12 protein-coding genes are annotated in these 14132 nt (G+C 68.5%); 6 read left to right on the forward strand and 6 right to left on the reverse strand.

Going from position 1 to position 14132, the window contains the following annotated elements; genetic code table 11:
* The 6 genes from B2J89_RS05090 to B2J89_RS05115 form a co-directional block, all read right to left on the reverse strand.
* The coding region (locus B2J89_RS05090) for an acetyl/propionyl/methylcrotonyl-CoA carboxylase subunit alpha (RefSeq protein WP_169168142.1) at positions 1-1675 on the reverse strand (1675 nt) is incomplete at its 3' end.
* A gap of 10 nt (positions 1676-1685) precedes the next feature.
* Complete coding sequence (locus B2J89_RS05095; protein ID WP_169168143.1) at positions 1686-2864, reverse strand: acyl-CoA dehydrogenase family protein; 1179 nt, start codon at positions 2862-2864, stop codon at positions 1686-1688.
* 28 nt (positions 2865-2892) lie between these two features.
* Positions 2893-4509: an acyl-CoA carboxylase subunit beta gene (locus B2J89_RS05100; RefSeq protein ID WP_169168144.1), complete on the reverse strand. Its 1617-nt coding sequence runs from the start codon at positions 4507-4509 to the stop codon at positions 2893-2895.
* Between the two features lie 60 nt (positions 4510-4569).
* Complete coding sequence (locus tag B2J89_RS05105; RefSeq protein ID WP_169168145.1) at positions 4570-5325, reverse strand: TetR/AcrR family transcriptional regulator; 756 nt, start codon at positions 5323-5325, stop codon at positions 4570-4572.
* A 164-nt stretch (positions 5326-5489) separates the two neighbouring features.
* Complete coding sequence (locus tag B2J89_RS05110; protein WP_169168146.1) at positions 5490-6029, reverse strand: polymer-forming cytoskeletal protein; 540 nt, start codon at positions 6027-6029, stop codon at positions 5490-5492.
* A 136-nt stretch (positions 6030-6165) separates the two neighbouring features.
* Positions 6166-6648, reverse strand: a complete 483-nt coding sequence (locus tag B2J89_RS05115; protein WP_169168147.1) for a thioesterase family protein — start codon at positions 6646-6648, stop codon at positions 6166-6168.
* A 232-nt stretch (positions 6649-6880) separates the two neighbouring features.
* Between B2J89_RS05115 and B2J89_RS05120 the strand changes: the two genes are divergently transcribed.
* The 6 genes from B2J89_RS05120 to B2J89_RS05145 all read left to right on the forward strand — a co-directional run bounded on the left by B2J89_RS05120 (position 6881) and on the right by B2J89_RS05145 (position 13905).
* A complete protein-coding gene (locus B2J89_RS05120) occupies positions 6881-7756 on the forward strand; it encodes a branched-chain amino acid ABC transporter permease (RefSeq protein ID WP_169168148.1) in 876 nt (291 codons plus the stop codon).
* Positions 7757-7794: 38 nt separating this feature from the next.
* Positions 7795-8871 (forward strand): branched-chain amino acid ABC transporter permease, encoded by a 1077-nt coding sequence (locus B2J89_RS05125; RefSeq protein ID WP_169168149.1) that lies wholly within the window; start codon positions 7795-7797, stop codon positions 8869-8871.
* Between the two features lie 186 nt (positions 8872-9057).
* Positions 9058-9897, forward strand: a complete 840-nt coding sequence (locus B2J89_RS05130; protein ID WP_169168160.1) for an ABC transporter ATP-binding protein — start codon at positions 9058-9060, stop codon at positions 9895-9897.
* Positions 9894-10733, forward strand: a complete 840-nt coding sequence (locus B2J89_RS05135) for an ABC transporter ATP-binding protein (protein ID WP_240964738.1) — start codon at positions 9894-9896, stop codon at positions 10731-10733. Before B2J89_RS05130 ends, B2J89_RS05135 begins: the two co-directional genes overlap by 4 nt.
* A gap of 56 nt (positions 10734-10789) precedes the next feature.
* The gene (locus B2J89_RS05140) at positions 10790-12646 is read left to right on the forward strand and encodes a long-chain fatty acid--CoA ligase (RefSeq protein ID WP_169168150.1); all 1857 of its coding nucleotides are present in this window, start codon (positions 10790-10792) and stop codon (positions 12644-12646) included.
* 83 nt (positions 12647-12729) lie between these two features.
* The gene (locus B2J89_RS05145; protein WP_169168151.1) at positions 12730-13905 is read left to right on the forward strand and encodes an ABC transporter substrate-binding protein; all 1176 of its coding nucleotides are present in this window, start codon (positions 12730-12732) and stop codon (positions 13903-13905) included.
* Positions 13906-14132: the final 227 nt, after the last annotated feature.

The following is a 14132-nucleotide window of genomic DNA, read 5'->3' on the forward strand; positions in this document are numbered from 1 at the left end:
CGCCCACGGGGACCACGCGCACGCGCTGCACGACGCCGCCCTGCTGGCACTGCACGGCGCCGTCGGTCAGCCCGGTGAACTGCAGCGGCGCCGCGGCTGGCGTGCCGCTGCCCGCGGGCTGGACCTGCCAGCGGCCCGCGCCCAGCGCCTGCACCGCCAGCGCCGTGGTGGTGGCGCGGTGGCGCAGACGCACCGGGCGCGGAAACGGACAGGGCAGGCCCTGGTCGGCAGTGTGTGGTGCCAAAACCGCCGCCAGACCATACTGGCTGTGCGCCAGCAGCTCTTTTTTCAATAGCACATCGCGCAGCGCACCGGCCTCGCTGTCCAAAAAGGAAATCGGCGCCCGGCCGGCTCGGAACTGCGGGTGCTGCAGGCATTCGGCCAGAAACGCGCGGTTGGTGGGCAGGCCGAGCAGCTCCAGCTGCCCCAGCGCCTGCACCAGCGCCTCGGTGGCGGCTTCGCGCGTGGCCGCGTGCACGATCAGCTTGCCGAGCAGCGCGTCGTAGTGCGGCGTGACTTCGAGGCCGGGCTCGATGGCATGGTCGAAGCGCAGCGTGGTCCGGCCGCCGCTGCGCAGTGGTGCCACGGCAAAGGCACTGGCGGCAGGCGCCGCGAAGTGCTGCACGCGGCCAGTGTGCGGCGCGAAGTGGTCGTCCTCGGCGCACAGGCGCACCTCGATGGCGTGGCCCTGTAGCCGCATTTCGTGCTGCGCCAGCGCCAGCGGCTCGCCGCGCGCCACGCGGATCTGCCACTCGACCAGGTCGAGGCCCGTGAGCGCCTCGGTCACCGGGTGCTCAACCTGCAGCCGCGTGTTCATCTCCATCAGATAGAAATCGTTTCCCTCCAGCAGGAACTCCACCGTGCCCGCGCCGACGTAGCCGGCGCCCCGGGCCAGCGCCGCCGCACATTGGCCCATGCGCTCGCGCAGCGCGGCATCCACGGCCGGGCTCGGCGACTCTTCGATGAGCTTCTGGTGGCGCCGCTGCACCGAGCAGTCGCGCTCGCCCAGGTGGACCACGTGGCCGTGTGCATCGGCAAACACCTGCACCTCGACATGGCGCGGGTGCAGCAGCGCGCGCTCGATCAGCAGCTCGCCATTGCCAAAGCCGGCCAGCGCCTCGGAGCGCGCGCTGGCGAGCGCGCCCGGCAGCTGCGCGGCCTCGGTGACGCGCCGCATGCCGCGCCCGCCGCCGCCCGCCACGGCCTTGACCATGACCGGGTAGCCAACGCGCGCTGCCTCGTCGATGAACCGCGCCTCGCTCTGGTCCGCGCCCGCGTAGCCGGGCAGGCAGGGCACGCCCTGCGCCATGGCCAGCGCCTTGGCGGCGGCCTTGCTGCCGAGCGCGCGGATGGCGGCGGGCGGCGGGCCGATCCAGCACAGACCGGCGTCCTGCACGGCCTGGGCAAAGCCCGCGTCTTCGCTCAAAAAGCCATAGCCGGGGTGGACGGCATCGGCGCCGGTGGCGCGCGCGGCTTCGAGCAGGCGGTCGGCGCGCAGGTAGCTCTCGGCCGCCTTGCTGCCGCCGAGCGCAAAGGCCTGCGTGGCCTCGCGCACATGCAGTGCCTGCGCGTCGGGTTCGGAGTAGACGGCCACGGTCGCTATGCCCATGGCGTGCGCAGTGCGGATGACGCGGCGCGCGATCTCGCCGCGGTTGGCGATGAGGATTCTTTGCATGCGCCGTTCCCTAAACGACGCGCCGCTTGGCGATGCCCATGGTCTTGGCGATGATGCCCATCATCACCTCGTCGGCGCCGCCGCCGATCGAGCCCAGGCGGCCGTCGCGGAACAGGCGCGCCACGCGGTTCTCCCAGGTGAAACCCATGCCGCCCCAGAACTGCAGGCAGGTGTCGGCCACGGTGCGGTTCAGGCGCCCGGCCTTGAGCTTGGCCATGCTGGCCAGCTGCAGCACGTCCTGGCCCTGCAGATACAGTTCGCAGGCATGCCAAGCCAGCGCGCGCAGCGCCTCGATCTCGGTCTGCAGCTCGGCCAGCTTGAACTGCACCCATTGCTGGTCGGCCAGCGTGGCGCCGAACATCTTGCGGCCCTGCGCCCAGTCGATGGTGTCGTGGATGCACTGCTCCATCGCCACCAGGCTGCTCACGGCCGCCCACAGGCGCTCCTCCTGGAACTGCTGCATCTGGTAGACGAAGCCCTGGCCTTCCTGGCCGATCAGGTTGCGCTGCGGCACGCGCACCGCGTCGAAATAGAGCAGGCCGGTGTCGCTGCTGTGCATGCCGATCTTGCGGATCTTCTGTGCGATCTCAATGCCCTTGGTCAGCTTGCCGCCCGGCCCGTCGCGCAGGGGCACCATGACCAGGCTCTTGTTCTTGTGCGCCGGGCCGTCGCTGGTGTTGACCAGCATGCACATCCAGTCGGCCTGCAGGCTGTTGGTGATCCACATCTTCTGGCCGCTGATGACGTAGTCGCCCCCGTCCTTGCGCGCCACGCTCTGGATGGCCGACACGTCGCTGCCCGCGCCCGGCTCGCTCACGCCGATGCAGCCCACCGTGTCGCCCGCGATCGCCGGCGCCAGGAACTCGCGGCGCAGCTCGTCGCTGCCAAAGCGCGCCAGCGCGGGCGTGCACATGTCGGTCTGCACGCCGATCGCCATCGGCACGCCGCCGCAGTGGATGTGGCCCAGCGCCTCGGCCATGGCCAGACCGTACGAATAGTCGAGCCCGGCGCCGCCATATTCCTCGGGCTTGCACAGGCCCAGCAGGCCCAGGTCGCCGAGTTTCTTGAAGACCGCGTGCGCCGGGAAGATCTCCGCCGCTTCCCATGCGTCGACATGGGGATTGATCTCCTGCGCGATGAAGCGCTGCAGGGTGTTCTGGATCTCGCGGTGTTCGTGCGTGAGCTGCATGGCGGGTCTCCGAGGGTTGACGAAGTGGCTACATGCGCGCCACACCAAACTGCGCGGGCCGCAGCGTGCGCGCGGCCGCGTCGGCGCACATATCGAGGCACTGGCGCAGCACGCCGCGGGTGTCGCGCGGGTCGATCACGCCATCGTCGAGCAGCAGACCGCTGGTGGTGGCCACATCAGCCTGGGCCTCGAACATCTGCACGATGCGCTCGTACTGCGCCCGGGATTTTTCGGGATCGGGCGCCAGGCCCTTGCGCGCCAGCGCCGCCTCGGCCACGGTCTGCATGGTGCGCGCGGCCTGCTCGGCGCCCATGACAGCGGTGCGCGCGCTCGGCCAGCTGAACAGGAAGCGCGGCGCATAGCCGCGCCCGCACATGCCGTAGTTGCCGGCGCCGAAGCTCGCGCCGCACTGGATCGTGATCTGCGGCACGGTGGCGCAGGTCACGGCCTGGATCATCTTGCTGCCATGCTTGATCATGCCGCCCTGCTCGCTGTCCTTGCCGACCATGTAGCCCGTGGTGTTCTGCAGGTAAATCAGCGGCTGGCCGCGCTGGCACATCCACTGGATGAAGTGCGTGGCCTTGTTGGCGCCGGCCACGTCGATAGCGCCGTTGTTGCTGATCAGGCCGACCGCGTGGCCGCCGATGGCCCCCTGCGCGCACACCGTGGCGGCGCCGTACAGGGCCTTGAATTCGAGCAGCTGCGAGCCATCGACCAGGCGCGCCATCACCTCGCGCATGTCCACGGGCTGGCGCAGGTCGTCGGCCACCAGGCCCAGCAGGTCATCGCCGGCGAGCGTCGGCGCGGCAACGTTCTCCGCGGCAGGCAGCGCGGACCGCCAGCCCAGGCGCGCGACCACGCCGCGCGCCATGCCGATGGCCTCGCGGTCGTCCTGCGCCAGGTATTCGCCCAGGCCCGAAATGGTGGCGTGCATCAGCGCACCGCCCAGCTCTTCTTCGGTGGCGATCTCGCCCGTCGCGGCCTGGAGCAGCGGCGGGCCGGCCAGGAAGGCGCGCGAGCGGCCCGCCACCAGGATCACCACGTCCGACAGGCCCGGCATGTAAGCGCCGCCCGCCGTGCCCGAGCCGTGCTGCACGGTGATGACCGGAATGCCCGCCGCCGACAGGCGCGCGAGGTTGCGGAACAGGGCGCCGCCGTGCACGAAGCCCTCGACGCGGTAGCGCATGAGGTTGGCGCCGGCGCTCTCGACCAGGTGCAGGAAGGGCAGCTTGTTCTCGAGCGCGATGTCCTGCAGGCGCAGGATCTTCTCCAGCCCGAGCGGCTGGATCGCGCCCGCCTCGATGCCCGAGTCGCTCGCCACGACTATGCAGCGCACGCCGGACACCCAGCCAATGCCCGCGACCACGCCGCCGCCGGGCACGGATATGTCGGGGTCTTTGACATCGTGCAGGTAGCCCGCCAGCGGCGCCAGCGGCAGCCACGGCGCCCCCGCATCGAGCAGCAGGGCCACGCGCTGGCGCGGCAGCAGCTGGCCGCGCCGCTCGAACACCGGCAGCGACCGAGCCGAGGCGTCGGCCGCGCGGCGCTCGAGCGCGCGCAGCGCGTCCAAGCGCTCGAGCATGGCGGCCCGGCGCTGCTGCGCGACCGGTGCCTCGGGATTCCAGCGGGACTCAAAAGGCGTCATGGCTCCCCCTTGTTGCCCTGCGCATCCGGGGGCAGCGCGTCCCCACACCCCCGTGGTCCATCATGCGTCTCCGATGAACAGCGCCAGGGCCTGCTCGGTCAGGCCGTCGATCGACAGCGCACCGCGCGCATTGAACCACTGCACCGACCAGTTCAGCGCGCCAAAAATGAACAGCCGCGCCGTGGCCGGATTGGCCTTGAGGCTGCCTTCGGCGTGCAGCGCCTGCAGCACCGGCATCCATTCGTCCTCGTAGGCGTCCTTGACCAGGTCGATGTCCTGGCGCTGCCCGTCGTTGAGCGAGCGCCACTCGTACAGCATCACCGGGATGAAATCGGCGTTCGGGCCCAGCAGCACCTCGAAGTGGTTGCGCACCAGCGCGCGCAAGCGCTCGCGTGCCGAGGCACCGGCCGGCAGGCGTTGCAGGGCCGCCTGCTGGCTGTGCGTGGCCTGCGCCATGCCCTCCTGCATCACCACGCAGAGCAGCGCATTCTTGCTTTCGAAGTGGTAGAAGGGCGAGCCGCTGCGCATGCCGGCGGCGGCGGCAATGTCGCGCGTGCTGGTGGCGTCGAACCCCTGGGTGCGGAACAGCCGCGCCGCGCCTTCGATCACCAAGCGGCGGCGGTTGCCTTCATCGAGGTCGGAGTCGGTCTTGCGCGGGCGGCCCCGCGGGCGCGCGGGCGCGGCTTCGGGTGCCGCCAGGGCGCCGGCGCGGGGCCCGCGGGCCGGCCGGGTCCGGGGCACGGGCGAGGCATCGGCCGCGGCAACAGGGGCGGCACCCGCCGGGGGCAATGGGAGAGTTCGGCTTTTTTTCGGCATGGCCGAAAAGATAGCAGAGCCGATTCATTGAAGCAATCGATTGCTTTTTATAAATCAAAAAAGGCCCCATGCTTGGGGCCTCGGTGGCGGGTGCGGCCTGGAAGGCTGCATCCCGTCCGTCGTGCAACCGATGCGCAAAGGACGGTGGCCGCCTCGCAGCGTCTTCAGGCGGCCACGGCGGCCGCCACATCGGCGGGACGCGGGCTGGCGGGGCGGGCGTTCGCGCTGCCGCTGCCCACAACACCGACCTCGATCTCGCCCGAGAGCTGGCCGCCCTCTTCGACCACCAGCTTGCCGTAGCGGATCTTGCCGCTGACCCGGCCGGTGCTGAAGATCACCAGCTTCTGGCGCACGGTGAGCGTGCCGTTGAATTCGCCATGAATCTCGGCGATGTCGATCTCGGCGGAGCCGCGGAAGGCCCCCTGCTCGGCGATCTGGATGACGCGCGAATCCATCGTGGCCTCGACCATGCCCTCGACCACCAGGGTGTCGCAATCGGTGATCTCGACGCCCTTGAGCTTGATGTTGGGGCCCACGGTGAGCTTGCTGCCCCCGCTCTCGGCCGGCGCCTTGGCGCTGGCGGGCACCGCTGCAGCAGCGGCGCTGGGCGCCGCACTGCTCAGACCGCTGGGCATGACCGTGCTGTGGCGGGGCTGGAAGGGCTCGGGTTCACGCTTGCCAAAAAAGGGGTTCTGCACAGCCATCGGATCTCCTTGAAAAAGGACGATGGTAGGAAGACCCCCGCAGAAAATTTACCGGCATTAGGAAAGATTGGTAACCAAATCGCTCGTTGGTTGCATGCGCTTGCACGATTTGCAGAAGCGCACAGAATGCCGGCGCTCAGGAGACGATATACGCCGCTGCCGCCGTGGACATGAGCACGCCGTCCGGCCCCATGAACTCCATGCGCGTGCTGGCCACGCGCGAGCCCAGGCGCAGCACCTCGGCGCGCAGCCCGAAATGGCTGCCGATGCCGGGGCGCAAATAGTCGACGCGCAGGTCGATGGTGCCCAGCTTGCCAAAGCGCTGCAGGCGCTGCGCGGGCGCCTCGTCCATGTGCCGCGCGCCGATGGCGGCCATCACCGCCAGGCCGCCCATGGCGTCGAGCCCAGCGCTGATCACGCCGCCGTGCAGCCGCTGGTGAACGAAGTGGCCCACCAGCTCTGGCCGCATGTCGATGCGCGCCGTGACGTACTGGGCGCACAGCTCCCCGATCTGGAGGCCGATCAACTGGTTGAACGGGATCTTTTCCTCAAAGACGCTTTTCAGGCCCGCCACGAATTCGTCCTCGAACGCGGGGGGTGCAGTGGGGGTGAAGGGCATCGAGGTGTTCCTGCATGGCGGAGGCGAAGCCGGTCTGCGGCGCAACCGGTTGCTCCTGAATAAATAGCTGCTTGCGCATACCCCGCAAGCGAAAGCGCGTGTTTTGGTTCAATTTCCGGGGCCGTCACCGCCCGCCTGCGGCGGCCAGGGTTAGCACCAAGTGCGGCGGGCGTGGCATGCCACCATCATTAATTGTGCGAAGCAGACGCTTCGTAAATTCTAGGAGTTCTGCGTGCAACTCGTGCAATTGTTGGTCAGCGGCATTTCCCAGGGATGCATCTACGGACTGATTGCATTGGGCTTCGTGCTGATCTACAAGGCCACCGAAACCGTGAGCTTTGCGCAGGGCGAACTCATGATGCTGGGCGCCTTCTGCGGCCTGGCACTGATGACGCTGATGGGCTTTCCGTTCTGGGTGGCGGTGCTGGCCAGCATTGCCGCCATGGGGGTGTTTGGTGCGGCGCTGGAGCGCTTCATCGTGCGCCCCATCCTGGGCCAGCCGGCGTTTTCCATTGTCATGCTGACGATTGGCATTGGCTACGTGCTGCGCGGCCTGGTCACCATGATCCCCGGCATCGGCACCGAGACGCACGCGCTGCCCGTGCCCTACAAAGACCAGTCGTTCAATCTGGCCGGGCTGGTGCTGAGCGCCGAGCAGCTGGTGGTGATCGGCGCCACCGCCGTGCTCTGCGCGCTGCTGTTTGCGCTGTTCCGCTACAGCCGCCTGGGCGTGGCCATGCAGGCGGCGGCGCAAAACCAGCTCGCGGCCTACTACATGGGCATTCCGGTGCAGCGCCTGAACGGCCTGGTCTGGGCGCTGGCGGCGGCCGTCGCGGCGGTGGCCGGCCTGCTGCTGGCCCCCATCACCTTCGTGCACGCCAACATGGGGCTCATCGGGCTCAAGGCCTTTCCGGCCGCCGTGGTGGGCGGCTTCGCGAGCCTGCCGGGCGCCATCGTCGGCGGCCTGGTGATCGGCACCGTCGAATCGCTGTCGGGCTTCTACCTGCCCGATGGCTTCAAGGACATCGCCGCCTACCTCGTCGTGCTGCTCATGCTGATGGTGCGGCCCAACGGCCTGTTCGGCGGCGCGCTGCGCAAGAAAGTCTGACGACATGACACCCTTCCCCACCGGGCACGGCCGCTGAAATGCGTTTCCTCTTCAAGACCACCTATGCGCAGGACCTGCGCCTGGCCAAGCACAGCGGCTACACCTTCTGGTATGGGCTGCTGCTCGTGCTGCTCGCCAGCGCGCCGCTCTGGATGCCTGAGTACTGGCTTGCGCAGCTGAGCTTCGTGCTCATCTACGCCATCGTCGGGCTCGGGCTGATGCTGCTGGCGGGGTTCACCGGGCAGTTCTCGCTCGGGCACGCGGCCTTTCTGGGCGTCGGGGCGTACACGCAGGCGGTGCTGACCGGCATGGGCTGGCCGTTTGTGCTGGCGCTGGCCTGCGCGGCGGGGCTGTCGGCGGCCGTGGGCGTGGTGGTGGGGCTGCCGGCGCTGCGCGTCAAGGGCATCTACCTGGGCATGGCGACGCTGGCGTTCGGCTTCATCGTCGAGGAAGGCTTTGCCCGCTGGGAGAGCGTGACCGGCGGCAACGCCGGCATACACGTGGCGCCGCCCGCGCTGCTGGGCTGGACGCTTGAATCGACCGCCTCGTTCTACCTGCTGTGCCTGGTGCTGGCCATCGCCTGCACGCTCGGCATCCTGAACCTGCTGCGCTCGCCCACCGGGCGCGCCTTTGTCGCGATCCGCGACTCCGAGATTTCGGCGCAGAGCATGGGCATCCACTTGGCACGCTACAAGACGCTGTCGTTTGCGCTGTCCGCCGCACTGGCCGGCCTGGGCGGGGCGCTGTATGCGCACAAGCTGCAGTTCATCTCGCCCGACCAGTTCAGCATCCTGCAGTCCATCGACCTGCTGCTGATGATCGTGATCGGCGGGCTTGGCTCCGTGCATGGGGCTTTTTTGGGCGCGCTTTTCCTGATCGCCATGCCGCAGGCGATTGCGCTCGGCAAGGACTGGCTGCCCGCCGCCGTGGGTCAGGCGCCGGGCCTGCAGGGCGTGGTCTATGGCGCCGTGCTCGTGGCCTTTGTGCTGTTCGAGCCCATGGGGCTGTATGGCCGCTGGCTCAAGGTGCGCACCTGGCTGCAGGTGTTCCCGTTCTACCGCCAGGGCCTGTTCAAGCGCCAGAAGTCGTTCCAGAAATCGGACAGACTGAGATGAAGCCCCCCCTGAGTCGCTTCGCGCCTTCCCCCTCTCTCGCCTCGCTGCGCGATGCGGGAGGGGGACGCCCCCAGCGCGGCGGGGCGGCCCTTGCGCCGGGGCACTGGCTGGGGCCGCTCCAGTTTCATGGGCTGTGGGCGGCGCGCAGCGCTATGGACAACTGAAATGACCGGCACCGTTTCCACCATGACCGACGACATCCTGCTCAGCGCCCAAGGCCTCAGCGTGCGCTTTGGCGGCGTGCTGGCGGTCAACGACGTCAGCTTTGACGTGCGCCGCGGCGAGGTCTTCACGCTCATCGGCCCCAACGGCGCCGGCAAGACCACGGTGTTCAACCTTATCAGCCGCCTCTACACGCCCACCAGCGGCAGCATGGTCTACGCCGGCGCGGGCGGCGCCGTGGCGCTGACCCAGCAGCCGCCGCACCGCATCGCCGGCCTGGGCATTGCGCGCACCTTCCAGAACATCGAGCTGTTCGAGCACGCGAGCGTGCTGCACAACCTGCTGATCGGCCGCCACCGGCGCCGCGAAACCGGCCTCTGGTCCGACCTGCTGTTCACGCCGCGCGTGCGCGCCGCCGAAATCCGCGCGCGCACCAAGGCCGAGGAGGTGATCGAATTCCTCGACCTGCAGCACCACCGCGACACGCTGGTGGCGGGCCTGCCCTACGGCGTGCGCAAGGTGGTCGAGCTGGCGCGCGCGCTGTGCACCGAGCCCGAACTGCTGCTGCTCGACGAGCCCTCGTCGGGCCTGAACACCGAGGAGACCGACGACATGGCGTTCTGGATCCAGGACATCCGCCAGGACCTGGGCATCACGGTGCTGATGGTCGAGCACGACATGGCCCTGGTCTCGCGCGTCTCCGACCGCGTGCTGGCCATGAACCAAGGCGAGGTGGTGGCGCTGGGCACGCCGCAAGAGGTGCAGGCGCACCCGCGCGTGGCCGAGGCCTACCTGGGCAGCATCGACGACGTCAGCAGCCTGCGCCGCCCGCCCGGCACGGCCCCCCTCCGGAGCGCGCCATGAACCGCGCCGCGCTGCCCTCCGTGCGCCTGGCCCGCGCCGCCGCCGCGCCGGTGCCGGGCCAGCCCGCGCCGCCGCTGCTGCGGCTGCAGAACGTCGAGAGCGCCTACGGCCCGATCAAGGCCATCCGCGGCGTGAGCCTGCAGGTGCAGCCGAGCGAGATCGCCGCCGTGCTGGGCAGCAACGGAGCGGGCAAGACGACCATCCTGAAAACCATCTCCGGCATCATCGACCCGCGCAAGGGCAACATTGAATTCGAGGGCGCCGACATCACTGCGCACGACCCCGCCGCCATCGTGCGCCGCGGCCTCGTGCATGTGCCCGAGGGGCGCGAGGCGTTTGCCCTGCTCTCGGTGCGCGAGAACCTGCTGATGGGCGCCTACACGCGCAGCGACCGCGACGCCGTGGCGCGCGACCTCGAGCGCGTCTACGGCTACTTCCCGATCCTCCAAGAGCGCGCCGCGCAGGACGCCGGCCTGCTCTCGGGCGGGCAGCAGCAGATGCTGGCGATCTCGCGCGCGCTCATGGCCGCACCGCGGCTGATCCTGCTCGACGAGCCCAGCCTGGGCCTGTCCCCCAAGCTCACCAAGGAGATCTTCGAGATCGTCGTGCGCATCAACCGCGAGCACGGCACGACCATGCTGCTGGTCGAGCAGAACGCCAACATGGCGCTCAACGCCGCCGACTACGGCTACGTGCTCGAAAACGGCCGCGTGGTGATGGAAGGCGCCTGCGACGTGCTGCGCGAGAAGGACGACATCAAGGAGTTCTACCTGGGCATGAAGGACGCCGGCGTGCGCGGCGAGCGGCGCTGGAAGAAAAAGAAGAACTGGAGGTAGCCCCATGCCGCTCCCCGCCCGCCGCGCCGCGCCGCCCCCCACACTCCAGGAGGCCCATGTCTAACCTCTGGGACCTGTCGCACATCCAGCCGATGCACGCGAGCGTGCTGCCGGGCGAGACCCTGCCGGCGCTGTTCTGGGCCGGCGTGCAGCAGCGCGGCCCGCAGGTGTGGATGCGGCAGAAGAAACTCGGCATCTGGCGCAGCTGGACCTGGGACCAGACGGCCGAGGCGGTGCGCGAGATCGCCGGCGGCCTGTGCGCGCTCGGCTTCGCGCCGGGCGAATGCGCGTCCATCCAGTCCAACACCGTCATCGAATGGGTGCTGGCCGACCTGGCGGTGCTGGCCTGCGGCGGTGTCTCCAACGGCATCTACCCCACCGACGCCGCCAGCCAGGTTCACTATCTGTGCGCGGACTCGCGCACCACCGTGCTGCTGGTCGAAAACGACGAGCAGCTCGACAAGGCGCTGGCCGTGCGCGCGCAGCTGCCGCTGCTGCGCAAGATCATCGTGTTCGACATGAAGGGCCTGCACAGCCTCGGCGACCCCGGCGTGCTGTCGCTCGATGCGCTGCGCGCGCTGGGCCGCGACTGGAATCAGGCGCACCCGGGCGAGCTGATGCGCCGCTCCGACGCCTGCCAGCCGCACGACCTGGCCATCCTCGTCTACACCTCGGGCACCACGGGCAAGCCCAAGGGCGCGATGCACACGCACGCCGGACTGGTCTACACCGTGCGCGGCTACAACACGCTGATCGCGCGCAGCGACCAGGACGAGGCCATGTGCTTTCTGCCGCTGTGCCACATTGCCGAGCGCATGGGCGGCGAATATTTCTCGCTCTACACCGGCTGCAAGCTCAACTTCGTCGAGAACCCCGACACCGTGCCCGAGAACGTGCGCGAGATCGCGCCCACCATCGTCACCGCCGTGCCGCGCGTGTGGGAGAAGTTCTACTCCGGCGTGATGATCGCGCTCAAGGAGTCGACCCCGCTGCAGCAGGCCGCCTACCGCTGGGCGATGGGCGTGGGCACGCGCATTGCCGAGCACGTGCTGGCGGGCGAGGCCGTGGGCGCGGGCCTGAAGGCGCAGTTCTGGCTGGCGCGCCGGCTGGTGCTCGACAACGTGCGCAAGCTCATCGGCATCCACCGCGCGCGCTTTCTGGTGACGGGCGCGGCCCCGATCTCGCCCGAGCTGGTCCAGTGGTACCTGGCGCTGGGCGTGCCCATGCTCGAAGTCTGGGGCATGACCGAGACCTGCGGCGCCGCCACCGGCGTGCCGGCCAGCCGCATCAAGCCCGGCTCGATCGGTCCGGCGGCCAGCTTCAACGAGGTGCGCCTCGCCCTGGACACGGGCGAGATCCTGGTGCGCGGCCCGAATGTGTTCAAGGGCTACCTGAACCTGCCCGAGAAAACCGCCGAAACCATCGACCCGGAAGGCTGGCTGCACACGGGCGACGTGGGCACGCAGGACGCCGATGGCTTTTTCCGCATCGTCGACCGCATGAAGGACATCATCATCACGGCCGGCGGCAAGAACATCACGCCGAGCGAGCTCGAAAACGCGCTCAAGTTCAGCCCCTACATCACCGACGCGGTGGTCATTGGCGACGCGCGCCCCTACCTCACGGCCATCGTCATGGTCGACCACGAGAACGTCGAGAAGTACGCGCAGGACCACGACGTGCCGTTTTCCAACTACGCCAGCCTCACGCGCACGCCCGAGGTGCAGGCGCTGATCCAGGCCGAGATCGACCGCGTCAATGCCCAGTTCGCGCGGGTCGAGCAGATCAAGAAATTCTTCTTGCTCGACACCCAGCTCTCGGCCGAGGACGAGGAGCTGACGCCGACCATGAAGCTCAAGCGCCGGCTGGTGCAGCAAAAGTACGCCGAGCAGGTGGATGCGATGTACCGCTGACGGCGCCGCCCCTCCGCAAAAACGCGCAGGGCCGGGGAGCGCCAGCGCCTTGTAACGATTCTTCAACCGCAGGAGATATTGCCATGAAACGCCACCACATTGCCGCCCTGGCGCTGGCCGCCGCCGCAGCGGCCACCGCTGCCCCGGCCCAGGCCCAGACCTCGCAGGGCGTGACCAAGGACACGATCACGCTCGGCTCGATCCAGGACCTGTCGGGGCCGCTGGCGGGTTTTGGCAAGCAGATCCGTCTGGGCATGACGCTGCGCGTGGACGAGGCCAACGAACAGGGCGGCGTGAACGGCCGCAAGATCAAGCTGTTGGTGGAAGACTCGGGCTACGACCCCAAACGCGCCGTGCTGGCCGCGCAAAAGTTGGTCAACCAGGACAAGATCTTCATGATGGTGGGCCACCTGGGCACGGCGCAGAACATGGCCGCCATGCCGGTGCAGTTCTCCAAGAACGTCATCAACTTCTTCCCGGTCACGGCCGCGCGCGAGATGTACGAGCCGTTCAACCGCCTCAAGTACTCGTTTGCCGCCACCTACTACGACCAGATCCGCCTGTCGGCGCCGCACCTCATCAAGGAAAAGAACGCCAAGAAGGTCTGCACCATCTACCAGGACGACGAATTCGGCCTGGAGGTGCTGCGCGGCGGCGAGGCGGCGCTCAAGACGCTCGGCATGGAGTACGCCGAGAAGACCTCGTTCAAGCGCGGCGCCACCGACTTCTCGTCGCAGGTCGCCAAGATGAAGGCCGCCGGCTGCGACTTCGTGATCCTGGGCACCATCATCCGCGAGACCATCGGCACCATCGGCGAGGCGCGCAAGACCGGCTTCAACCCCACGTTCCTGGGTTCGAGCGCGGCCTACACCGACCTGATCCACAAGCTCGGCGGCAAGCCCATGGACGGCCTCTACGCCACCATGACGGTGCAGAACCCCTACCTGGACGAGGCCTCGCAGCCCCTGCGCTTCTGGGCCAACAAGTACCAGACCAAATTCAATGAAGACCCGACGGTGTTCTCGGTCTATGGCTACACGCTGATCGATGCCTTCATCCGCGCGGCGCAAAAGGCCGGCCCCAATCTGAACACCGACAGCTTCATCAAGGCCATGGACACCATGGTCATCCCGCCCGACATCTTCGGCAGCGCCGAGGGTACCTTCGGCCCGCAAAAGCGCCTGGGCAACAACCTCAGCCGCCTCTCGCAGATCCAGGATGGGCGCTGGAAGGTGGTCTCGGACTACGTGAAGCCCTGAGGCGCGCGCTGGCCCGGTGCATGCCGCCGCCCTTCGGGGCGGTTTTTCATGTTCTTTGCTTTTTTTGATAGCTGCTTGCGCTTTGTGGATAAGGGCTAGAGGCTGATTTGGCGCTTATTTTGGTTGGTGATTTGTGGATTAGCGGTGTGCGTTTTGCTGAGGGTGGAGGCCGGGTCTCGCCCCGGCGGGCGAGGTACTTTTCTTTGCTTCGCTGTATGGACCGCAGA

This window comes from Acidovorax sp. SRB_24, assembly GCF_012931925.1.

Coding starts and splice junctions, on each gene's coding strand:
- B2J89_RS05095 (WP_169168143.1), bottom strand. CDS start 2,864: ATGCAGCTCACGCACGAACACCGCGAGATCCAGAACACCCTGCAGCGC.
- B2J89_RS05100 (WP_169168144.1), bottom strand. CDS start 4,509: ATGACGCCTTTTGAGTCCCGCTGGAATCCCGAGGCACCGGTCGCGCAG.
- B2J89_RS05105 (WP_169168145.1), bottom strand. CDS start 5,325: ATGCCGAAAAAAAGCCGAACTCTCCCATTGCCCCCGGCGGGTGCCGCC.
- B2J89_RS05110 (WP_169168146.1), bottom strand. CDS start 6,029: ATGGCTGTGCAGAACCCCTTTTTTGGCAAGCGTGAACCCGAGCCCTTC.
- B2J89_RS05115 (WP_169168147.1), bottom strand. CDS start 6,648: ATGCCCTTCACCCCCACTGCACCCCCCGCGTTCGAGGACGAATTCGTG.
- B2J89_RS05125 (WP_169168149.1), top strand. CDS start 7,795: ATGCGTTTCCTCTTCAAGACCACCTATGCGCAGGACCTGCGCCTGGCC.
- B2J89_RS05130 (WP_169168160.1), top strand. CDS start 9,058: ATGACCGACGACATCCTGCTCAGCGCCCAAGGCCTCAGCGTGCGCTTT.
- B2J89_RS05135 (WP_240964738.1), top strand. CDS start 9,894: ATGAACCGCGCCGCGCTGCCCTCCGTGCGCCTGGCCCGCGCCGCCGCC.
- B2J89_RS05140 (WP_169168150.1), top strand. CDS start 10,790: ATGTCTAACCTCTGGGACCTGTCGCACATCCAGCCGATGCACGCGAGC.
- B2J89_RS05145 (WP_169168151.1), top strand. CDS start 12,730: ATGAAACGCCACCACATTGCCGCCCTGGCGCTGGCCGCCGCCGCAGCG.